Annotated in this window: 26 protein-coding genes; 3 read left to right on the plus strand and 23 right to left on the minus strand. The window is 70.8% G+C overall.

Annotated features, from left to right (window positions below; all coding sequences use genetic code 11):
• Window positions 1–137: 137 nt before the first annotated feature.
• Both NZH93_RS39545 and NZH93_RS39550 read right to left on the minus strand, forming a co-directional pair.
• Window positions 138–395, minus strand: a complete 258-nt coding sequence (locus NZH93_RS39545) for a DUF4229 domain-containing protein (protein WP_308214295.1) — start codon at window positions 393–395, stop codon at window positions 138–140.
• An 11-nt stretch (window positions 396–406) separates the two neighbouring features.
• A complete protein-coding gene (locus NZH93_RS39550; protein WP_259628445.1) occupies window positions 407–883 on the minus strand; it encodes an Lrp/AsnC family transcriptional regulator in 477 nt (158 codons plus the stop codon).
• Window positions 884–1039: 156 nt separating this feature from the next.
• Between NZH93_RS39550 and NZH93_RS39555 the strand changes: the two genes are divergently transcribed.
• Window positions 1040–1258, plus strand: coding sequence for a BldC family transcriptional regulator (locus NZH93_RS39555; RefSeq protein WP_259628570.1), 219 nt, complete (start codon window positions 1040–1042; stop codon window positions 1256–1258).
• A gap of 58 nt (window positions 1259–1316) precedes the next feature.
• Complete coding sequence (locus tag NZH93_RS39560) at window positions 1317–1502, plus strand: hypothetical protein (RefSeq protein WP_106187536.1); 186 nt, start codon at window positions 1317–1319, stop codon at window positions 1500–1502.
• A 60-nt stretch (window positions 1503–1562) separates the two neighbouring features.
• Here NZH93_RS39560 and NZH93_RS39565 read toward each other — a convergent pair whose 3' ends face one another.
• From NZH93_RS39565 to NZH93_RS39580, 4 genes are all read right to left on the minus strand, one after another.
• Complete coding sequence (locus tag NZH93_RS39565; RefSeq protein WP_259628446.1) at window positions 1563–2912, minus strand: MinD/ParA family ATP-binding protein; 1350 nt, start codon at window positions 2910–2912, stop codon at window positions 1563–1565.
• 199 nt (window positions 2913–3111) lie between these two features.
• Window positions 3112–4074, minus strand: coding sequence for a c-type cytochrome biogenesis protein CcsB (gene ccsB, locus NZH93_RS39570; protein ID WP_259628447.1), 963 nt, complete (start codon window positions 4072–4074; stop codon window positions 3112–3114).
• Window positions 4074–5624: a cytochrome c biogenesis protein ResB gene (gene resB / locus NZH93_RS39575; protein WP_259628448.1), complete on the minus strand. Its 1551-nt coding sequence runs from the start codon at window positions 5622–5624 to the stop codon at window positions 4074–4076. Before resB ends, ccsB begins: the two co-directional genes overlap by 1 nt.
• Window positions 5625–6404, minus strand: coding sequence for a cytochrome c biogenesis CcdA family protein (locus tag NZH93_RS39580; protein WP_259628449.1), 780 nt, complete (start codon window positions 6402–6404; stop codon window positions 5625–5627). It lies immediately after the preceding gene.
• 169 nt (window positions 6405–6573) lie between these two features.
• Between NZH93_RS39580 and NZH93_RS39585 the strand changes: the two genes are divergently transcribed.
• Window positions 6574–7563, plus strand: coding sequence for a M64 family metallopeptidase (locus NZH93_RS39585; RefSeq protein WP_259628450.1), 990 nt, complete (start codon window positions 6574–6576; stop codon window positions 7561–7563).
• Window positions 7564–7610: 47 nt separating this feature from the next.
• Here the strand turns inward: NZH93_RS39585 and NZH93_RS39590 are convergent, their stop codons facing one another.
• From NZH93_RS39590 to NZH93_RS39670, 17 genes are all read right to left on the minus strand, one after another.
• A complete protein-coding gene (locus NZH93_RS39590) occupies window positions 7611–8183 on the minus strand; it encodes a TlpA family protein disulfide reductase (protein ID WP_259628451.1) in 573 nt (190 codons plus the stop codon).
• Window positions 8180–8809 carry a histidine phosphatase family protein gene (locus NZH93_RS39595; RefSeq protein WP_259628452.1) on the minus strand — a complete coding sequence of 210 codons (630 nt, stop codon included), beginning with the start codon at window positions 8807–8809 and terminating at the stop codon, window positions 8180–8182. Before NZH93_RS39595 ends, NZH93_RS39590 begins: the two co-directional genes overlap by 4 nt.
• Entirely contained in the window at window positions 8806–10122 is a 1317-nt protein-coding gene (gene hemL / locus NZH93_RS39600) for a glutamate-1-semialdehyde 2,1-aminomutase (protein ID WP_259628453.1), read from the minus strand. The genes NZH93_RS39595 and hemL overlap by 4 nt, the downstream gene beginning before the upstream one ends.
• 11 nt (window positions 10123–10133) lie before the next feature.
• Window positions 10134–10478 carry a hypothetical protein gene (locus NZH93_RS39605; RefSeq protein ID WP_259628454.1) on the minus strand — a complete coding sequence of 115 codons (345 nt, stop codon included), beginning with the start codon at window positions 10476–10478 and terminating at the stop codon, window positions 10134–10136.
• Window positions 10479–10524: 46 nt separating this feature from the next.
• Window positions 10525–10968: a transport-regulating membrane protein Mce1N gene (gene mce1N, locus NZH93_RS39610; protein WP_259628455.1), complete on the minus strand. Its 444-nt coding sequence runs from the start codon at window positions 10966–10968 to the stop codon at window positions 10525–10527.
• Window positions 10968–11537 (minus strand): hypothetical protein, encoded by a 570-nt coding sequence (locus tag NZH93_RS39615; RefSeq protein WP_259628456.1) that lies wholly within the window; start codon window positions 11535–11537, stop codon window positions 10968–10970. Before NZH93_RS39615 ends, mce1N begins: the two co-directional genes overlap by 1 nt.
• A complete protein-coding gene (locus tag NZH93_RS39620) occupies window positions 11534–12139 on the minus strand; it encodes a hypothetical protein (protein ID WP_259628457.1) in 606 nt (201 codons plus the stop codon). Before NZH93_RS39620 ends, NZH93_RS39615 begins: the two co-directional genes overlap by 4 nt.
• A 15-nt stretch (window positions 12140–12154) precedes the next feature.
• Entirely contained in the window at window positions 12155–12556 is a 402-nt protein-coding gene (locus NZH93_RS39625; protein WP_259628458.1) for a hypothetical protein, read from the minus strand.
• Window positions 12553–13137 carry a hypothetical protein gene (locus tag NZH93_RS39630; protein ID WP_259628459.1) on the minus strand — a complete coding sequence of 195 codons (585 nt, stop codon included), beginning with the start codon at window positions 13135–13137 and terminating at the stop codon, window positions 12553–12555. The genes NZH93_RS39625 and NZH93_RS39630 overlap by 4 nt, the downstream gene beginning before the upstream one ends.
• Window positions 13138–13214: 77 nt before the next feature.
• The gene (locus tag NZH93_RS39635) at window positions 13215–13808 is read right to left on the minus strand and encodes a hypothetical protein (protein ID WP_259628460.1); all 594 of its coding nucleotides are present in this window, start codon (window positions 13806–13808) and stop codon (window positions 13215–13217) included.
• A 53-nt stretch (window positions 13809–13861) separates the two neighbouring features.
• Window positions 13862–14392, minus strand: a complete 531-nt coding sequence (locus tag NZH93_RS39640) for a hypothetical protein (protein WP_259628461.1) — start codon at window positions 14390–14392, stop codon at window positions 13862–13864.
• Window positions 14389–15366, minus strand: coding sequence for a porphobilinogen synthase (gene hemB / locus NZH93_RS39645; protein ID WP_259628462.1), 978 nt, complete (start codon window positions 15364–15366; stop codon window positions 14389–14391). Before hemB ends, NZH93_RS39640 begins: the two co-directional genes overlap by 4 nt.
• Before the next feature lie 96 nt (window positions 15367–15462).
• Window positions 15463–16995 (minus strand): bifunctional uroporphyrinogen-III C-methyltransferase/uroporphyrinogen-III synthase, encoded by a 1533-nt coding sequence (locus NZH93_RS39650; protein ID WP_106187000.1) that lies wholly within the window; start codon window positions 16993–16995, stop codon window positions 15463–15465.
• A 15-nt stretch (window positions 16996–17010) separates the two neighbouring features.
• The gene (gene hemC / locus NZH93_RS39655) at window positions 17011–17946 is read right to left on the minus strand and encodes a hydroxymethylbilane synthase (protein ID WP_259628463.1); all 936 of its coding nucleotides are present in this window, start codon (window positions 17944–17946) and stop codon (window positions 17011–17013) included.
• Window positions 17943–19328, minus strand: coding sequence for a glutamyl-tRNA reductase (locus tag NZH93_RS39660; protein ID WP_259628464.1), 1386 nt, complete (start codon window positions 19326–19328; stop codon window positions 17943–17945). The genes hemC and NZH93_RS39660 overlap by 4 nt, the downstream gene beginning before the upstream one ends.
• A gap of 55 nt (window positions 19329–19383) precedes the next feature.
• Window positions 19384–20145 (minus strand): redox-sensing transcriptional repressor Rex, encoded by a 762-nt coding sequence (locus tag NZH93_RS39665; RefSeq protein ID WP_259628571.1) that lies wholly within the window; start codon window positions 20143–20145, stop codon window positions 19384–19386.
• A gap of 502 nt (window positions 20146–20647) precedes the next feature.
• Window positions 20648–21319 carry a fasciclin domain-containing protein gene (locus NZH93_RS39670; RefSeq protein ID WP_259628465.1) on the minus strand — a complete coding sequence of 224 codons (672 nt, stop codon included), beginning with the start codon at window positions 21317–21319 and terminating at the stop codon, window positions 20648–20650.
• Window positions 21320–21356: the final 37 nt, after the last annotated feature.

Below are 21356 nucleotides of genomic sequence, written 5' to 3' on the forward strand. Positions count from 1 at the left end.
GGCCACGGTTGCGTAGGGCGCGCTGGGTTTGCAGTGGGTCGGCTGTTACTGCTGCTTGTGGCGGGTCGGCTGTTCCGCTGTTTGCGGTGGGTCGGCTGTTGCTGCTGTTTGTGGCGCTGGTCCGGCGTGTTGCTGTTTTAAGCCGTTTCGCCTCTTAGTTGGGCGCGTAGGCGGTCGCGTTCTGCTTTTCGCGCTTCGCCGCGTTCGTTTAGGCCTGCTGCTACGCGTGCTCTCATGCCGCGGAACAGGAATAGTGACAGTGGTAGGGCTACGACCACGCCTACTGCCATGGCTACCAGCAGTGGGACGTTGACCAGCATGAGCAGTGCCATGACTGCCGCGACCATGCCCAGTCGCGCCAGCACGTACAGCGTCACATCTCTACCCAGGTGCACGGTTCCCCAGGTTACGCGCTTGGGTCTCCTGGTTCGAACGCCGCGTCCGAGGTGTTGGGGCGGCCCTCGAAGCGGGTGGAGAGGACCACGGTGGTTCTGGTCCTCGCTACGCCCGCGATGCGGCGTAGGCGGCCCAGGGCGCGTTCCAGGTCGTCTACGGTGGCTACGCGGACCTTCACTATGAACGACTCGTCGCCCGCTACGCGGTAGCAGGATTCGACCTCGATCAGTCCGGCCAGCTCCAGGGCGACGTCGTCGTCGTCCGCGGTGTCTGTTGGGTGGATGCCCACCAAGGCCGTTACGCCCAGGCCTACGGCGCTGGGGTCGACCACGGCGTGGTAGCCGACGATGACGCCGGTGGCTTCCAGCTTGCCGACTCGCTCGTGCACGGCCGACGCGGAGAGGCCTACCTTGCGGCCCAGGTCGGCGTACGTCGCCCGGCCGTTCTCGCGCAGGGCGGCGATGATTTGTCGATCAAGAGCGTCCACTGGACCAGGGTAGGCCCTACCTGCGTGATGTCCGAACCGCGAACTTCGTCCCTTACTCCCTCTTTACCATCACCCAAGTGTTCGAGTACCTGACGGGTGAGATGCCACGATGCGGGCGGTAAGTCTGATCTGAGGAGGACGATCGTGACCGCGTCCATGCAGGTAAGTCGTCAAAGCGGGCCGGAACGGCTGCTCACGCCGGGTGAAGTGGCCAACCTGTTCCGCGTCGACCCCAAAACGGTGACCCGCTGGGCCACCGCGGGCCGGATCGGGTCGATCCGCACGCCCGGTGGCCACCGGCGGTTCCGGGAGTCCGAGGTCCAGGCGTTGCTGTCCGAGCTCACCACCGAGGCCACCGAACCGGTGCGCCACTGAACGCGTCCCGTACGTACTCCTAGTCACGAGTAATGTCGTGGCAAAGGAGGTGGCGACCATGCTGTACGTGCTCGCGGCGATCGGTGCGCTCACCGTGTTCATGCTGCTCTGGAAGGCGTTCGGGCCCGGTCGGCTCGAAACCGCTCCTCGTGGTCGGGTCATCGCGCCCGATGACGACCCGGACTTCCTCCGGAAGCTCGGTGAGCAGACGAAACGCCGCCCTGAAGAGGGCAAAGACTCCTGAGACGAGTGCGGGCCCCCGACGGGAAGTCGTCGGGGGCCCGCACTCGTACTGGAATTCCTGCTAGCTGGGGAAGTCGTCCGCCACGGTGGCGGCGAGCTCCAGCAGCGCGAGTCGGGTGGCCGGCTCCAGTTTGTCGAGCTCGATTTCAGCACCCTCTTCGAGGTGCGGGTCGAACGGGATCATCACGACGGACCGGCAGCGGGACGCGAAGTGGGCCGCCAAGCGGTCCAGGTCGACCTTGCCCGAGCCCGGTCGGACCGAGTTGATGACCGCGATCGACCTGGCCACGAGGTCGCGGTAGCCGTGCGCGTCCAGCCAGTCGAGGGTGGCCGCCGAGGTCTGGGCGCCGTCGACCGAGCCGGACGAGACGAGGACCAGCGAGTCGGCCTGGTCGAGCACGCCCTTCATCGCCGAGTGCATGAGGCCGGTGCCGCAGTCGGTGAGCAGGATGTTGTAGAAGTGCTCCAGCAGCGCGACCGTGCGCAGGTAGTCCTGGTCGCTGAACGCCTCGGACACGGCCGGGTCCTGCTCGCTGGCGAGGACCTCCAGCCTGCTCGGGCTCTGCGACGTGTAGGCGCGGACGTCGCTGTACTTGGTGATCCTCGCCACATCGCGCAGCAGGTGCCGCACGGTCGCGGTGGTCTCCCTCGGCACCTTGAGCGCGAGTGTGCCCCGGTCCGGGTTGGCGTCGACCGCGATGACCCGGTCGCCGCGCAGCGACGAGAACGTCGAGCCGAGCGACGCGGTGGTCGTGGTCTTGCCGACGCCGCCCTTGAGGCTGAGCATCGCGATCTTGTAGCACCCGCGCAGCGGCTGGTTGATCCGCGTGATCAGCTCACGGCGCTTGATGTCCGCCGGGCTCTCGCCCAGGTTGACCAGGCCGCCGCTCATCGAGTGCACCGCCTTGCGCCAGCCGGACTGCGGTGGGCGCTTCTCCTGCTTGATGAGGCGCTGCGACGACATGTCGTGCGCGGACATCCGCTGGTTCTGCTGCTGCGGTGGCTGCTGCTGCGGCAGCGACTGGGGGAAGTTGTTCGGGAACGCGCCCTGGCCCTGGTACTGCTGCTGGGACGGGTCCACGTAGTGCGCGCCGGACTGGCCGCCGCCCACCTGGTACGGGCCCGAGGGGCCGCCGCCGACGGGGTAACGGCCGGACTGGCCGCCCTGCTGGACGGGGTGCTGGCCGGACGGGCCACCGCCGACGGAGTGCTGCCCGGAGGGGCCGCCGCCGACGGAGTGCTGGCCCGACGGACCGCCGCCGACCTGGTACGCGCCGGACGAGCCGCCACCCACCTGGTACGCGCCGGACTGGCCGCCGCCGACGGTGTGCTGACCCGAGGAGCCACCACCCACCTGCTGGGCCGGGTCGACGGGGTGTTGGCCCGACTGCGTCGGGTTGGTTTGGTTCATGTGGCCCTCCGCGCCCGTGGGCTGCGGCTGCCATGACACGTTGTGCCGCGGCTCAGGCTCCTCGTAGCGACCAGTCACCGCTGGGGTCCTCCCCTGAGCAAGCGGATCGAGACCTCCCCGACCCCCACTTGGGACGGTAGTCGGCGACAACAGGTTCCACTAACGGGGGTGGGCATCCCACCTGGGGTGATGCCGGGGGTCAGCCGACTCCCGCATAGGAATGCAACCCGGTCGTCACCAAGTTGATGAAGAAGAGGTTGAACACGGTCAGCAAGAACCCGACGGTGTTGATCCACGCGGCGTTCGCGCCGCGCCACCCGGCGGTCGCGCGGGCGTGCAGGTAGGCCGCGTAGACGACCCACGACACGAACGCGACGGTCTCCTTGGGGTCCCAGCCCCAGAAGCGGCCCCAGGCGGCCTCGGCCCAGATGGCGCCGAACATGATGCCGATGGTGAACAGCGGGAACGCCAGCACGGTGCTGCGGTACGCGAGCCGGTCCAGGGTGTCGGCCGACGGCAGCCTGCCCGCGAACTTCGCGAACTTCTCCGGCTTGCGGTCGTTGGCCGCCTTCACCAGGTAGAGCAGGCTCGCGACGCCGGGGACCAGCAGCATGCCGGTGGAGATCGAGATGACCGAGACGTGGATGACCAGCCAGTACGACTGGAGCGCGGGCTGGACGGGCGCGGCGGGCGCGTAGAGCGCGGTGCCGCCGAGGAACATCAGGATCACGACCGGGACCAGCACGAACCCGCCGAGCCTGCGGATCGGGAACGACCGCATCAGCACGACGAAGGTCACCACGGCCGCCAACGTCAGCAGCGCGCCGTACTCGTACATGTTGCCCCACGGGGCGCGGCCGGTCGCGACCCCGCGCAGGACCAGCGCGGCCACGTGGAACAGGACGCCCAGCAGCGTCAGCGCCACGGCCATGCGGCCGAACCGCTCGGCCCGCGACCGCTCCGGCTTGGTCGGCACGACCAGGCCGGGCTTCCACTGGTCGCCGGTGCCGCCCGCGACGACGAGGTCGCGTTCCTTGGCCTTGACCGGGGCACGGCCGAAGGCCTGCTCGTAGACGTAGAGGAACGTCGCGAGGAGGTAGACGCCGACCGCGCTGTTGTACATCCAGTCGCTGTAGGTCGCCAGAGTCGCGTTGACCGGCATCAGCTCTCCTTGTCCTGCTCGGCCGAGAGGAGGTCGCGGGACAACCCGGTGAACTCCCCGCCGTAGCCCGCCTGGTCGGTGCGGGCGAGCCCACCGACCTCGATGAAAGTACGCCCGTCCTGCTGAGGGACCGCCCGCACCCAGACGCGGCGGCGGCGGATCGCGAGCGAGACGCCCAGACCGGCCACCATCAGCATCGAGAACACCAGCACGTAGACCTGCGCCGGGTCGTGGGAGACCTGGAGCGACACCCAGTCGGTCACGCCGTCGAAGCGGATCACCGTGCCGTCGTCGAGCTTGATCTCCTGCCCCACCTCGAGGTTCTGCCGCGCGACCTTCGCCAGCCGCCCCTTGTCCACCATGGACTGGTCGATCGAGAAGATCGACTGGCCGCGGCCGGAGTCGGTGCCGAGGTCGCCGCGGAACACGTCGACAGCCACGGCGGGCTTGCGCGCCTCGGGGAAGTTGCTGCTCATCAGGGTGCCGTCGAACACCGCGCTCGGCGCCAGCAGGCCGGTGACGGCCAACTGGTTCTTGCGGCGCTCCTCGGAGTCGGTGATCTGCGGCGGGTCGAACTTCGTCGCGCCCTCGGAGAGCAGCGTGATCGGGTCGACGGGCCGCCACTGCACCTCGGCGGACCTGGTGGCGCCGTTGGGGAACGTGACGGTGAACTTGGGGGTGTAGCCGTGGCCCAGCAGGTAGAGCCGGTCGCCCGCGGTGCGCAGCGGGTGGTTGACCTCCAGCGGGTACGGCTTCCAGGTGCCGGTGTCGAGGTCCTCGCCGGACTGGTAGTCGATGTTCGCCAGGAAGCTCTCCGCCTGCCCGTTGTGCAGGTAGGTGGCGTGGAAGTCGTTGACCCGCACGCAGAACGGCGTGAGCTGGGTGCCGTCGACCCTCAGGCCCGGCCGGAACGAGTCGAAGTTGAAGACGCCGGAGTTGCAGAACTGCTTGCCGGTCGCCTGGACGATGACCTGGCCCTCGTAGCCGAACATCTTGCCAAGCGCGAACGCCACGAGCAGACCCAGCAGCGCGAAGTGGAAGACCAGGTTGCCGGTCTCGCGCAGGTAGCCGCGTTCGGCGCTGATCGTGCGGGCGCCGTCCGCCTCCTCGCGCTCGACCGTGCGCCAGCCCTTGAGCCGGGCGCGGGCGGCGGTGATGACGTCGTCCACGGCCCGGTCGGTGTGCGCTTCGGCGTGGTGCGGCATCCGGGCGAGGTTGCGCGGCGTCAGCACCGGCTTGGCGCGCATCTGGCTGAAGTACTCCCACAGCCGCGGCAGCAGGCAGCCGACCAGCGACACGAACAGCAGCACGTAGATCGCGGAGAACCAGAAGCTGCCGTAGACGGCGTAGAAGCCGCCCTTGTCCAGCAGTCGGCCCCACCAGCCGTTGTCGGTGATGAACTCGTCCACCTTCAGCGAGTTCAGCGACCGCTGCGGCAGCAGCGCGCCGGGCAGCGCGCCCAGCGCGAGCAGGAACAGCAGCGTGAGGGCCGTGCGCATGGCCGTGAGACCGCGCCACGTGTTGCGCAGGAAGGCGAGTGCGTTCTTCATCTACAGCGGCAGCTTCAGGTCGTTGACCGCGGTGACGCGCAGCCAGCCGACGAAGTCGCCCCACAGGCCCGTGACGAGCGCGATGCCGACCATGATCAGCAGCACGCCGCCGAAGACCTGCACGCCGCGCACGTGGGTGCGCAGCCAGCCGGTGACGCGGACCGCCCAGCGGGCGCCGATGGCGATCAGCACGAACGGCAGGCCGAGGCCGAGGCAGTAGGCGAGCACGAGGACCGCGCCGCGGGCCGTGGACGAGCCGACCTCCGTGCCGCGGGCGAGCGCGAGTACGCCGGCGAGCGTCGGGCCGATGCACGGGGTCCAGCCGAGCGCGAAGACGCCGCCGAGCAGCGGGGCGCCGATGAGGCCCGCGCGCGGGCGCTTGTGCAGCCGGACGTCGCGCTGGAGCGCGGGGACGAGGCCGATGAACACCAGGCCCATCGCGATGGTGATGACGCCGCCGATGCGCTGGAGCATGTCCTCGTTGAGCCACAACGTGTCCACGAGCCCGAGTACGGCGAACGAGGTCAGCGAGAACACGACGGTGAAGCCGAGGACGAACAGCAGCGCGGCTCCGGTGACGCGCCAGCGGCCCGCCTTCGGCGACTCGCCGTCCTGCACGGCCGGGGCTTCGGCGCCGACCAGGCCCGCGAGGTAAGCGAGGTAGCCGGGAACGAGCGGCACGACGCACGGGGACGCGAACGAGATCGCGCCCGCCAGGAGTGCGACACCGGTGGCCAGCAGCAGCGGCCCCGAGGTGGCCAGCTCCGTCCAGTGGTTCACGGGCTCCAGAGTAGGTACTGCCCCAGGTGGGGGCGGCACCGGAACCCATTAGCGGAGGCCCAGGTCACACCCATTCACCGTCACTTGGCATTACGAACAGTAATCACAAATGGGAAATAGTTGTGAAAGCACCCTTGTGGGTGACAACTGGGGTACTTAACGTTCCTCCATGCGCTCAACTCGGCTGATCTTGCCCGCGCTCACGATGGGTTTCGTGGTGGTCGCCGCCCCGCTGCCCCACAGCGCGGCACCCGCGGAGGCCGCGCCCGCCCCGGTCGCCTCCCAGATCGTCCGCGAGGTGTTCTCCCCCGACGGCACCATCGAGAAGGTCGTCGCGGCGAACCCCAAGACCCAGCGGACGAAGGCGAACCTGCGGGTCGCCGCGACCGTGGAGACGGTGCAGCAGACCGGGTCCACCGACGCCCGGTTCGACCTGGTGTTCGTCGGCGACGGGTACACCTCCGGCGAGCTGGGCCTCTTCCACGACCACGTGCTGAGCAAGTGGGCCGAGCTGTCGGCGGTCGAGCCGTTCAAGTCGTACAAGGACTACTTCAACGTGTGGCAGGTCAACGCCGTGTCGATCGACTCGGGGGTGGACGACAACCCCCAGGGCACCGACGAGAAGCGCACCGCGCTCGACATGGGCTTCTGGTGCAAGGGCACGACCCCGACCACCGAGCGGCTGCTGTGCTTGAACGAGCAGGAGGCGTACAAGTACGCCGCGCTCGCGCCCGCGTACGACCAGGTCATCGCGCTGGGCAACACCACGAAGTACGGCGGCGCGGGCGGCGGTGTCGCGACCGCGGCGGGCGGCAACGCGAAGGCGGGCCAGATCGTGGTGCACGAGCTGGGCCACTCGATCGGCCACCTCGCCGACGAGTACTTCTCGCCGGGCACCTACACCGGCGACGAGCCGACCGAGATCAACGCGTCCAAGCTCGCCGACGGCTCCAAGTGGGCGAGGTACCTCGGCCAGCCGACGCCGGACGGCGGGGTGGTCGGCGTGTTCGAGGGCTCGAAGTACTACGGCACCGGCCTCTACCGGCCGACCCAGAACTCGATCATGCGCACGCTGGGCAAGCAGTACAGCGTCATCGGCCGCGACGCGATGGTCGAGGCGTTCAAGGCGAAGATCCCGGAGCTCCAGGGCACCCCGTAGTCCTCGGCGCCTGACCGTCCACACCGGACGGTCAGGCGGTCGGGCCGTCAGGCCTCGGCGAGCAGCTCCTCGACCACCGGCGTCAGGTCGGAGGCGAGGACGCCCTCCAGGAAGATCGCGGCGACGCGGTGCCGCTTGTCCAGGATGATCGTCGACGGCACCGCGTTCGGCGGGTAGCCCTTGAACGCGAGCAGCGTGCGCCCCGAGTCGTCGTAGATCGACGGGTACGTCAGCTTCCGGTCCACCGCGAAGTCCCGCGCGGGCTCCGGCGAGTGCTCCTTGACGTCGATGCCGAGCACCTGCACGCCTGCCGGACCGGACTCGTCCTGCACCTTCTGCAACTCGGGCGCCTCGGTGCGGCACGGCGGGCACCACGAACCCCAGATGTTGACCACGAGGACCTTCCCCGCGAAGTCCTCGATGCTGATCGTCTTGCCGTCCTCGAGCAGGCTCGGCCCGGACAGCCCCTTCACGACCTTGCGCTCGTCGCCGCTGTAGCGGATCCGCACCTGGCCGTCCGGGGCGACGAACTGGAACTCCCCGCCCGTCGCGACCGCGTCCTTCCCCGTCGAGCACCCCGCGAGGACCAGGGCCGAAGCCAGCAGAGCCACCGCTTTCACGCCCCGGTCACCCTCGGGTTCGTCGCGCCGACCGGCTCGCTGTAGGACACCCGGACGAGCTGCTCGCCCTCGAAGACCAGGCTCGTCAGCGACGCCAGGGAGCACTCGCGCTTGCGCGGGTCGTGCCACATGCGCTTGCCCTCCAGGAACCGCCGCAGCGTCCAGATCGGCAACTGGTGGGACACGCACACGGCCTCGTGGCCCGACGCGACCACACGGGCGCGCTGAGCCGCCCCGAGCATGCGGTGCGCGATCTTCAGGTAAGGCTCGCCCCAGGACGGCGTGAACGGGTTGACCAGCTTCGGCCAGTGCGCGGGCTGGCGCAGCGCGCCGTCGCCCACCGACACCCGCAGGCCCTCGAACCTGTTGTCCGCCTCGATCAGCCGGTCGTCGGTCGCCAGCTCCAGCCGGTGCGAGTCCGCGATCGGCGCGGCGGTCTGCTGCGCGCGGGTCAGCGGGGACGCGACGACGTGCGCGATGTCGTGGTCCGCGAGGTGCTCGGCGACGGTCAGCGCCTGCCGTTGACCGGTGTCCGACAGCCGGAAACCGGGCAGCCGCCCGTAGAGGATCCCGTCCGGGTTGTGCACCTCGCCGTGCCGGAGGAAGTGCACCACGGTCCGAGTCACTTCTTGGCCTCCTTGGCAGCGGCCGCCGCGTGGGGCAGCGCGTCGGCGATGATCGAGAACTCGTCGTCGCCCATGGCGGCGTTGACGAACCACGCCTCGAACGCGCTGGGCGGCGCGTACACGCCGCGTTCGAGCAGTGCGTGGAAGAACGGCGGGAAGCGCCACGTCTCGGCGGCCTGCGCGCCCGCGTAGTCGACGACCTCGTCCTCGGTGAAGAAGACGCTCACCAGGTTGCCCGCGTACTGCACGCGGTGCGCCACCCCGGCTTCGGCCAGCGCGGAGGTGAACAGCGCGCCGAGGCGCGAGGCGTTGGCGTCCAGCGCGCGGTACACGGCGGCGTCGGCCGCCCGCAGCGTGGCGAGCCCGGAGGCGACCGCGACGGGGTTCCCGGACAGCGTGCCCGCCTGGTAGACGGGCCCCTGCGGGGCGAGCCTCGACATCACGTCGGACCGCCCGCCGAACGCCGCGGCGGGCAGCCCGCCGGACATGACCTTGCCGAACGTGTAGAGGTCGCCCTCGACGCCCTCCAGGCCGTACCAGCCCGCGCGGGACACGCGGAAGCCCGTCATGACCTCGTCCACGACCAGCAGCGCGCCGTCGGCGTGGCACAGCTCGCGCAGCGCGGCGTTGAAACCGGGGCGCGGGGCGACGGCGCCCATGTTGCCCGCGGCGGCCTCGGTGATCACGCAGGCGATCTCGCCGGGGTTCTCCGCGAACGCGGCCCGCACGGCTTCGACGTCGTTGTACGGCAGGACGATCGTGTCCGCGGCCTGCGCGCCCGTCACGCCGGGCGACGTCGGCAGGCCGAGCGTCGCGACACCGGAGCCCGCCTGGGCGAGCAGCGCGTCGACGTGGCCGTGGTAGCAGCCCGCGAACTTGACGACCTTGCGGCGCTCGGTGAACCCGCGGGCCAGCCGGATCGCGCTCATCGTGGCCTCGGTGCCGGAGTTGACCAGCCGCACCTGCCCGACCGGGTCGACGCGGGCGATGATCTCCTCGGCCAGGTCGATCTCGCCCTCGGTGGGCGTGCCGAACGAGAGCCCGTGCACGGCGGCCGAACGGACCGCCTCCACCACCGCGGGGTGCGCGTGGCCCAGGATCATCGGGCCCCACGAGGACACCAGGTCGACGTACCGGTTGCCGTCCGCGTCCCACAGGTGCGGCCCCTCGCCCCTGACCATGAACCTGGGGGTGCCGCCGACCGAGTGGAAGGCCCGCACCGGGGAGTTGACCCCGCCGGGCGTGACGGCCGCCGCTCGCGCGAACAGCTCCTGTGATCGGGTCGTGTCCGTAGCCGTGTTCCTCGTCGTCACGCGTCCCAGTCTCACACGAGCTCGTCAGTGGTCTGCGCCACGTCCTCCGGAGGCCTGCGGTCCCTGGTGCGGACGGCCAGGAGGGTCTGCCGGATCGCGTCCAGCAGCAGGATCCCGGCCACCGTGGCCAGCACGATCGAGCCGCCGATCCAGTTGCCGTGGTACCGCGTCGAGACCAGCGGCGGACGACCCTCGACCGGGTAGGAGAACGTCTGGATGCCGCGCTGCCAGCACCAGTGCGCGGCGAACGCCAGCAGCACGACCAGCACCACCTCGACCACGGCGATCAGCCCGCGCCTCGGCTGGTGCAGGGTCGGCGCGGAAGAGGGCTCGGCGGTCGGCGCTGGCGCGGTCACGGCGACGAGTTTGGCACGCGCGGGATCAGGATGCCGTGAACGCCGCTCAGGTGCGCGTGAGCAGGCGGTGCAGTGCCGCGCGGAGCGCGTCGGGGTCGCGGGCCCAGCCGAGCACCACGGTGCCGTCGAGCAGCCGGATGGGGACGGCGGTCGTGCCCTTGGGGATGGTCCACCCGGTCCCCAGCACGGTCGCGCCCGACCGGGGCTCGACGCCCTCGACGGCGGCCACGTCGGCCATCCGCAGGACATCCCGGCCCTCGCTCAGCGCGGCCGGGGTGAGGCGGACCGAGTACAGCCGCTGCCTGCCCTGCACCCACAGCGCCGTGGGGATCAGCAGTCCGAACGCGACCAGCGACCAGAAGAGCACGCTCACCGGGCCGGTGAGCAGTTCGACCCCGACCCCGAGGACGGCGAACACCGGCCCCCACAGCAGCGGCCACCAGGAGGCGCCCCGCTCCGCGTAGAGGACCGGGCCGGTGTCGTTGTCCACTAGCCGAGGTTAGCGGCGAAGTACTGGCGCGTTCCCGGCAGCAGGCTCACCACGACGGCGACCGGCGGCAGCACCAGCCTGGCCAGCACGACCAGCCAGGCGACCACCTCGGCCGCGCCGGAGTAGTCGGTCGAGCCGGAGAGCGACACCAGCCCGATGATCGCCATGACCTCGACGACCAGCGCGACCCCGCACAGCGCCAGCCGCGCGTGGTAGCTGCCGCGCAGGAACATGATCGCGCCGACCACGCCCGCGATGCCGAGGCACACCAGGAAGAACAGCCCCATCACGACGCCGAACCCGCCGATGGCGGTGCCCGCGACGAGTTCCCGCAGCAGCGTCCCCAGGGGCCACGACAGCGCGGCCACCAGCCACAGGACGAATCCCGCCGTGACCACGCCGGGCCGCGCGTAGACGGCGCTCGTGTTCTGGTCGACGCCGCGCATGGCGCCGGGGAACGGCCGCTGGGGCGGGAAGTTCACCGGTGGGGGCTGCTGCTGACCCGCGGCGGGGTAGTTCACCGGCTGGTACGGCGAGGACCCGTACGGGTCGGGCGGCGGCTGGGTCATCGTCGGCTCCAGCGCACGTAGTCGTTGGACGGGGGCAGGAACATCAGCACGGCCGCGGCGGCCATGGTGGCCAGGAACAGCGCGCCCCAGGCGTAGACCGGGCTCGGGCTGAGCCCCTCGGGGGCGTTCGCGACCACCACCATCGTGACGAGCCAGAACAGCAGGGCGGGGCCGCACAGGACGGCGAGCATGATCCGCGACCACTCCTTGCCGTTGCGGAGGTTGACCAACGCCACCACGTACGGGACGGCCAGCACCGCGAGCGCCAGGGCGAACATCCCCGCCATGGCGAGCGCCGTGGCGTTGGCCACGGCCTCGCTCACCGGCTCGCCGTCGGTCCGCGCCTCCATGACCTGCGCGAACTCCTGGTGCTGGAAGGCGAACACGGTGGGCAGGCCCACCACGGCCAGCACGGTCGCCGCCAGCCAGCACCAGAAGGAGGCGATCAGGGTCGCGGGCCGCCGGAACTCCGCGTCGCCCCACGGCGACGACGGCATGGGCGTGAGCACCGGCGACACCCAGTCCGGGGGCGGCTGCGCCTGCGGCTCACCCGGCAGCCTCACCTGGTGGTAGGGCGATGTGAACGGGTCGTGCTCGGCCATGGTCGTCCCCCCTGGTCACTCCTGTTCCCTCAACCAGTGTGAGGCAGAGGGGCGCCAGGTGAGAACAACCCCGACACCGAGGAGCACCGCGGAGATCAGGCTGGCCAGGCTCGCGCCCGGCAGCACCACCCACACCAGGTGCGCGAACGCGGTGACGGACAGCCCCGTGCGGGACCGGCGGACCCCTCGGCGGAACAGCCACGCGAACAGCCCGTAGCCGGCGGCGAAGATCACGGCGGCGACGGTGAGCGTTCCGAGGGTGCCCGCGACGGTGAGGTTCGGGGGCAGCGCCTCGCGCACCGCGTCCTGGTTGAGCCAGAGGAACGAGACGTTGAACAGGCCGAACACCGCCAGCGCGAGCCACACCCCCACCGCGGCCCGCACGGCGAGCGGCGGGGGCGCGGTCTCGGTCGTCATCTGGCGCGCTGGGCGTTGATGAAGTCGGACGACGGGCGCAGGTTCACCAGCACGATGCCGCCGATGATCAGCAGACCGGTCACGACACCGATGGGGTCGAACCGCGCCTCGAAGAGGAACACGACCGCGCCCAGGATCATCAGCGACGTCCGGGCCCAGCCCTTGCCCGCCCGCAGCTTGACCGCGAACAGCACCAGCAGCGCGGCGAACACGACGTAGATCAGCGAGAAGAAGGCGAGGACGGTCGTCACGCTGGTCTGCAACTGCTCCTCGGTGAGACCGGTGTTCGCCGTGCGCGCGACGTCGATGGCCGCGTCCCGCGAGGCGAACGCGAGCACGGCGGCGACGAGTTGCAGCACCGCCAGCGCGATCCACAGGAAGAACGCGATCCGCAGCTCCTGCGGGGCCTGGCCGACCGGCCCGCCCCCGCCCAGGTCGGCCGCGCTCAACGGCGGCGCGACCACGTTCGGCGGCACCTCGCCCTGGTGGGGGGTCGGCGGCGCCTGCTCGGGCGGCGGCGGTGGCGCGGAGGGGAACGGCGCGGGTTGCTGCCGGTCACCAGGGTCCTGTGGAGTGGTCACACAGCGGAACGCTAGAACCGACCGGGGTCGCTGTCCACCGCGACGAGCGGTGACGACGACCCCGGGGTCCGGATCAACTAGCTGGCCTTGAAGTACTGGTTCGACTCCGGCTTGAACATGAAGACGATGCCGCCGACGATCGCCGCGTAGCCGACCAGCGCGAGCAGGCCCTGGATGATGCCCAGGAAGCCGACGCTGAACAGCACGAAGACGCCGAGGATGCCGAACAGCACGCTGATGGCGCCCAGGACGGTCAGCAGGATGCGGGCCCAGTTGGCGCCCTTGCGCATCTGCATCACCACGACCACCCAGATGGCCGAGATGATCAGCGAGAAGATGATCCCGCCGTAGCTGGGGCCCTGCGCCTCGATCGCGGCGCGGAACTCCGGGCCCAGGTCACCGAGGGTTTGTTCGAGGATGGCCTGCGCCGTGAAGAAGCCGATGATGTTGGCCAGGATCGAGACCCCGGCCGCCACCAGCCACAGGAGGTAGGCGGTGTCGACAGCAGCGGGCTTCACGGCGGCGGCCGTGTCGCTGTGGCCCAGGGGCGGGGGCGGCGGGAAGCCGGGCTGTCCCTGCTGCGGGTAGCCGCCCTGCTGCGGGTACCCGCCAGGCTGCTGCCCCTGCGGGTAGCCGCCTTGCTGTGCGTAAGGATCATTCGGGTTGGTCATGACGCGCACGGTAAGGACCTGCGCATGTGTTTTTCAGGTGAAATCACAATCCGTTAGCTACTAGGGGTGGTGGTGCGCTGACCCACCGGAGCGCCACGGAAGTGACCTGCGACGGAAGGCAGGAACATCAGCACCAGAACCGCGCCGTCCATCGCCATCGTGACCAAGCTGAAAGCGAGGTTGACCGGGTCGACGGTCTGCTCGAAGGCCCCCGCCAGGCCCGACACGACGACCACGAGCCTCATCAGCCCGAAGATGATGCCGCCCGCGCCGATCACCGTGAGGACGATCCGGGCCCAGTTGCGGCCCGCGGCCATCTTGTTGGCGATCTTCGCGTGGACGAGCACCAGCACCACGCACGCCAGCAGGCTGACCATGATGGCGGCGGACATCGCGCCGTCCAGCTCGCTCTGGCCCAGGTTCGGGTCGCGCTTGCGCAGCTCGGTGAGGATCATGTCGCCGCTGGTCAGCTCCAGCAGGAAGGCGGCCGAACCCAGGACCGCGCTGCCGATCCACAGCCAACGCGCGAGGTCGATCAGCTTCGGCGGCGGCGGCCGTTCCGCCTTGGCGGCAGGGGTCGTCATTCCCGGTCCAGCCAGGCGGCGGCCTCGGTGGCCCAGTAGGTGAGCACGACGTCGGCGCCCGCGCGGCGGATCGACGTCAGCGTCTCCAGCACCGTGCGCTCGCGGTCGATCCAGCCGTTCGCGGCGGCGGCCTCGACCATCGCGTACTCGCCGGAGATCTGGTACGCCGCGACCGGCACGTCCACGGCCTCCTTCACCGAGCGCACCACGTCCAGGTAGATCCCGGCGGGCTTCACCATGACCATGTCCGCCCCCTCGGCGAGGTCCAGCGCGACCTCGCGCAGCGCTTCCCGACCGTTGCCGGGGTCCTGCTGGTAGGTCTTGCGGTCGCCCGTGAGCTGCGAGTCCACGGCCTCGCGGAACGGCCCGTACAGCGCGGAGGCGTACTTCGCGGAGTACGCGAGGATCCCGGTGTCGGTGAACCCGGCCTCGTCCAGCGCGGTGCGGATGAACCCGATCTGGCCGTCCATCATCCCGCTCGGCCCGACCAGGTGGGCGCCCGCCACGGCCTGGGCGACGGCCATCTCGCCGTACACCTCCAGCGTGGCGTCGTTGTCGACCGACCCGTCGACCGCCAGCACACCGCAGTGGCCGTGGTCGGTGAACTCGTCGAGGCAGCAGTCCGACATGAGCACGGTGCTGTCGCCCAACTCGGCGCGCAGGTCGTTCAGCGCCACGTTGAGGATGCCGTTCGGGTCGGTCGCACCGGACCCGACCGCGTCCCGCTCGGCCGGGACGCCGAAGATCATCAACCCGCCGACGCCTGCCTGCACGGCCTCCACGGCCGCCTTGACCAGCGATTCACGGGTGTGCTGGAAGACGCCCGGCATGCTGGAGATCGCGACGGGCTGCGCCGCGCCCTCCTTCACGAACATCGGCAGCACGAGCTGCCGCGGCCGGACGGTGGTCTCGCTGACCAGGCGGCGCATCGCGGCCGTGGTCCGCAGTCGGCGGGGGCGGTGTGCTGGGAACACTGGCGGTACTCCCTGGGGGGGTGGGGTTCGGAAACCACTGAGGCCATGTTCAGGACGTGTGTCCCGAGCATGGCCTCAGAGGTGCATCGGTCTGGCTCAGGAGCGGCGCAGGCGCTTGGTCTTGCGCGGCGGCGGCAGCGCGCCCTCGGCACGCAGGCGCGCGGCGTGCTGGGCCAGCGCGTCGACGAGCGCCGGGACGTTCGCCTCCTCCGGCTGCACGTCGACCCGGAGGCCGAACTCGCGGGCCGTCTCGGCGGTCTGCGGGCCGATGCAGGCCACCAGGGTCCGCGCGTGCGGCTTGCCCGCGATGCCGACCAGGTTCCGGACGGTGGACGACGAGGTGAAGCACACCGCGTCGAAACCGCCGGACTTGATCATCTCGCGGGTGTCGGCGGGCGGCGGGGCCGCCCGCACCGTGCGGTACGCCGTGACGTCGTCGATCTCCCAGCCGCGGTCGCGGAGACCGGCGGCGAGGGTTTCGGTGGCGATGTCGGCGCGCGGCAGCAGCACCCGGTCGACCGGGTCCAGGATGTCGTCGTACGGCGGGAAGTCGTTCAGCAGGCCTTCGCTGGACTGCTCCCCCGACGGCACCAGTTCGGGGATGATCCCGAACGAGCGGACCTTCGCGGCCGTGCTCTCGCCGACGCAGGCGATCTTCACGCCGGAGAACGCGCGGGCGTCCAGGCCGAACTCGCGGAACTTCTCCCACACCGCGCGGACGGCGTTGGTCGAGGTGAAGACGACCCACTGGTAGCGGCCGTCGACGAGACCCTTGACCGACCGCTCCATCTGCGCGGGGCTGCGGGGCGGCTCGACCGAGATGGTCGGGACCTCCACCGGGATGGCGCCGTGCGAGTGCAGCCGGTCGCTCATCGCGCCCGCCTGCTCCTTGGTGCGGGGCACCAGCACGCGCCAGCCGTACAGCGCGCGCGACTCCCACCAGGAGAGCCGGGCGCGACCCGCGACGGCCGCGCCGACCGTGACGACGAGCGGACCGGAGAGGTCACCCGCGTCCGAGGCCAGCGAGGCGAGCGTGGTGTCGATGGTGCGTTGGCCGAAGCCGGTGCCGTCGACGGTCACCGCGACCGGGGTCTGCGGTGCGACGCCGTGTTCCACCAGCGACGACGCCGCCTCGGCGAGGTGGCTGCCGCTGGCGTGCAGCACGAGCGTGCCGGGCGCGGCCGCGAGGCCCGCCCAGTCCACCGTGCCGCGGACGTCGACCTCGGTGTGCACGGCGCCGAGCGCGACACCCGCGTAGGCGGGCACCGCGGTGCCGGCGGGAACTCCCGGCACCACGTCGAACGCGATGCTGGTGCGGGAGACGGCCTGCGCCTCCTTCACCACCGAGTCGAGCGTGAGCGGGTCGCCCGCGACGAGCCGGACGACGGTGTGGCCGTTCTTCGCCTCGGCGACGAGGTCCTTCGCCACGTCCGCGGGCTCGCCCACGGCGGGCCTGACCTCGACGCCCTCTGGCACCAGCGCGACGATGTCGCTTGGCACATCGGGGTCCGCGACCACGAGTTCAGCCCTCGCGAGCAGGTCGTGGGCCCGGACGGTGAGCAGCCCGGTGTCGCCGGGGCCGGAGCCCACGAATGCGACTCGGCCGGGGGTCTTGCGTGCGCGGGTCATCAGGGCACTCCCCATCTACGCCTCTGGGCCGCTGAGCACCGCGGCCCCGAGGTCGAGCAACTCGGCGGCCAGCGCGCGGCCGAGTTCCTCTGCTGCGGTCAAGTCACCGGTGGCGGACGCTCGGAGCATGTCGTTCTCCGGAGTCGCCGCGACCCCGCGCAACGACAGGCGGTACACGACCGCGCCGTCATCGTCGAGGTCTTCCACCACATCGGCCAGTGCGCCGACCGGCGCGCTGCAACCAGCTTCGAGCGCGGCCAACATGGCGCGCTCCGCGGTTACCGCGGCCCTACTGGACGAGTCGTCCAACGTGGACTGGAGGAGGTGCTCGGTGTCGACGTCGTCGACCCGGCACTCCACTGCTAGAGCGCCCTGGGCGGGCGCGGGGAGCATCTGGATCGGCTCCAAGGTCTCGGTGATCTCGGCGGAGCGGCCGAGGCGCGCGATCCCCGCACGGGCCAGCACGACGGCGTCGAGCTCGCCGTCCACGACCTTGCGGATGCGGGTGTCGACGTTGCCGCGCAGCGGGACGATGGTGAGTCCCAGGCCGAGCGCTTCGAGCTGCGCGGCCCGCCGCGGCGAGCCGGTGCCGACGGTCGATCCGACGGGCAGCTCCCCGAGGGTGAGGCCGTCACGGGCGACGAGCGCGTCCCGCGGGTCTTCGCGGGGCGGCACGGCGGCGAGCACCAGACGCGGGTCCGGTGCGGTGGGCAGGTCCTTGTACGAGTGCACGGCGATGTCGATCTCGTCCGCCGCCAGCGCGTCGCGCAGCGCGGAGGTGAAGACACCGACGCCGATCTCCGCGATGGGGGCGGAGGAGCGGTCACCGGGGGTGGAGACCACGACGATCGCCACCTTCGCCCCGGCTTTCTCGAGTGCTTCGGCGACGTGGCCCGTCTGCGCGAGTGCCAGTGCACTCCCGCGGGTGCCGATCCTGAGGATGCGGTTCACCGCTTCTCACCTGTATTCGTGCGCGACCCCGCGAGCGGGTCTCCGGTGGCTTGCTCTGAACGGGACTGGCTGACGGCGGCAGGGGTGCTCGGGTCGAGCCCGAACAGCTCGCGCAGCGCTTCGGCGTACCCCGCGCCACCGGGGGCCGACGCCAGTTCCTTCACCCTCACGGTCGGGGTGTGCAGGAGCTTGTCGACGACGCGGCGGACCGTCTTGGCGAGCTCGCCGCGCACGGCGGCGTCCAGTTCCGGCAGCCGCGTGTCCAGGCGCAGCAGCTCGGCGTCGACCACCTCGGCGGCGCGCTTGCGCAGCGCTGTCACGGTCGGGGTCACCTCGGCGGAGCGCTGGCCCGCGAGGTACCCGCGGACCTCCTCGCCGATGATCTCGGTGGCGCGCGCGGCGTCCTGCCCGGTGGGGGCGTCGGTCAGCCTGCGCTGGAGCGTTTCGAGGTCGACCACGGTCACGCCCGCCAGGTCGGCGGCGGCGGGGTCGACGTCCTTGGGCAGACCGAGGTCGCAGATCACCAGCGGGCGGCTCGGGTCGCGGTCGAGCAGTGCGGCGGCCAGCAGGTCGACGCCGACGACGGTGTCCATCGAGCCGGTGCAGGCGAACACCACGTCCGCGTCGGCCAGCTCGGAGCGCAGCTCCACGAGGTCGACGGAGCTGGCGGGCACGCCCTCGGCGACCAGCGACTGGGCCAGCCGGGCGCCGTTGGCGGCCGTGCGGTTGGCGATGACGACCTCGCCGATGCCCGCGCGGCGCAGGTGGGCGGTGGCGAGACCGCCCATCGACCCGGCGCCGACGACCAGGGCGCGGCGGCCCGCGAGGCCCGCCGTGCCGGAGGAGCCGCTGAGCACGGCCTCGGCGTCGGAGAGGGCCTCGGAGACGACGGAGGCGCCCGCGTGGTCGATCCCGGTCTCGGTGTGCACGCGCTTGCCGACGCGCAGCGCGTTCTGCGCCAGCTCGTGCAGCGCGCGGCCGACCGTGCCCGCGGCGTCCGCCGTCGTGTACGACGAGCGGAGCTGGCCGAGGATCTGGGCCTCGCCGACGACCATCGAGTCCAGGCCGCCCGCGACGCGGAACACGTGCTCGACGGCCGCGGCGGCGTAGTGCACGTAGAGGTGCTCGAACAGCTCGGCGGGCTCGGCGCCCGCCTGGGCCGCGAGGACACCCACCACGTCGTTCATGCCGCCGTGGAACGTCTCGACGACGGCGTAGACCTCGACCCGGTTGCAGGTCGAGAGCAGCATCGCCTCGGAGACGCTCGGGCTGCGCAGCAGCTCTTCCAGGACCTTGCCCAGGTCCGGCTCGGAGACGGTGACCCGTTCGAGCACGGGGACGGGGGCGGTGCGGTGCGAGAGACCGACGACAAGCACACTCATGCCGTCACCACGTCTCCGCGAGCTGTTCGGCTCACGGTCGAGCCGATTCGCGCACTCACGGGCGAATCACCACCCTGTCCACGCCCACTCCGTTGATCAAGTCGTTCGCCGCCTGCTCGGCCGAGGCCTCGTCAGCCCGCCGCGCCACGTGGAACGACAGGATCTGCATCTCGACGGCCAGGTCGACCTTGCGCACCTCGACGTCGTCCGGGACCTGGAGGACGACCGGTGCGAAGTTCAGGATGCACTGGACGCCCGCCGATACCAAACGGTCGCAGACGGCCTGCGCGGCCTGCGGCGGTGTCGCGATGACGCCGATCGACACCTCGCGCTCGACGCAGACGGCCGTGATGTCGTCGATGTGGTTGACAGGTATGCCACCCACCGGCACCCCGGTCAGGTCCTCGTCGACGTCGAAGAGCGCGGCGACGGGGAAGCCGCGGCTCTGGAAGCCGCCGTAGTTGGCGAGCGCGTGACCAAGATTACCGATCCCGACCACCGCGACGCTGTGCTTGCGGGTCAGGCCGAGGATGCGCTCTATGTGGCTGACGAGCACCTCGACGTCGTAGCCGACGCCGCGCGTGCCGTACGAGCCGACGTACGAGAGGTCCTTGCGGAGCTTCGCCGAGTTGACCCCGGCGGCCGCGGACAGCTCCTCGCTGGAGATCGTCGTCACGCCCTGGTCGACCATGCCGGACAGCACCCGCAGGTACACCGCGAGGCGGGCGACGGCGGCCTCGGGGATCGCGCGGGCCCGTTCGCGGACGACGACCTCGTCCTGCTCGGGCACGATCGGCGCCCCTTGGACGGCGGGCATCCCCGTGGCGGTGGTCACGACCTCGTCACCCTCGCCCCGCTGAGCCACCACGCTGGAACTCCTCACAACACACGAAAGTCGACGCACGGACCCGTCGGCATCGAGCGGTGAAACCGCTCCGGCATCTGACGGTGTGACACCACCACCGTACCGCTTGTGAAGGCGTGCACAAAGTCGGCGATCTTCGCGTCACGGCGGCAAGCCGCTGGTCACAGGCCGTCACCTGCGGGTCGGACCACGAATCGGGTGACTCTCGTCGCCCTTCCGGCACGGGTGGGAGGGCCTCTACCGATTCAGTTCACGACCGGACGTCCTGTGGTCGGATGAATTCGACACTTTCGCGTGTAAAGAGCGAAACGCACAGCACAGGTCACGCCATTCCGCACAACGAGAACCGCCCGGTCCGCGAAATGCTCGCGGCCGGGCGGAAGAACAGCGGAGCGGTGCCGCACCGGCGATTGTTCGCCGGGCGGCACCGCCCCGTCGTGGAGAATTCGGAGAATTACGCGGCGGGCGGGCTGAGCACCTTGCCGATGACGAACACGGTGGCGTTCTTGGTGGGGATGTTGCCGCACAGCACCGGGGCGCCGTTGACGGTCATCGTGTCGCCGGTGCCCGCGATCGTCAGCTTCTGGCCGGTGAGCGAGTCGACCGTCTTGGCGGCCTCGAGGCCCTTGGCGTCGTAGCGCTTGCCGACGACGTGGTACTGGAGGATCTTGCCGAGGGTCGCCGGGTCGGCGGCCAGCTCCGCGAACTTGGCGTCGCCCAGCTCGGCGAACGCGGGGTCGTACGGCGCGAACACGGTGATCGCGGCCTGCGAGTTCAGGGTGTCGCCGAGGTTGGCCGCGCCGACGGCCGCCACCAGCTTCGTGAGCAGCGGGTTGTTGCTCGCGGCGGTGGCGACCGGGTCGGACACCATGCCCTGGAGCGAGCCCTTGTTCGCCGGGTCCTGCGGGACGGACGCACAGCCCGCGCCGAAGACGTCCGTGGTCTGGGTGACGCCGTCAGCCGCACCGGCCATGGCCGACGAGCTGGTGGGCGCTGCGGTCGTGGTGGTCGCGGCACCGGCGGTGGACGAGCTACCGGAGGAGGCGGTGTCGCCGCTGCCGCAGGCCGCGATCGACAGGGTGGCGGCGGCGATCGCACCGACGATGGCGAGCTGGGTCTTCCTCACGCGGATCACTCCTTGTTGATTTTCTGCTTCGCTAGTC

Origin of the sequence: Umezawaea endophytica (assembly GCF_025061645.1) — a bacterium.
GTDB lineage: Bacteria > Actinomycetota > Actinomycetes > Mycobacteriales > Pseudonocardiaceae > Umezawaea > Umezawaea endophytica.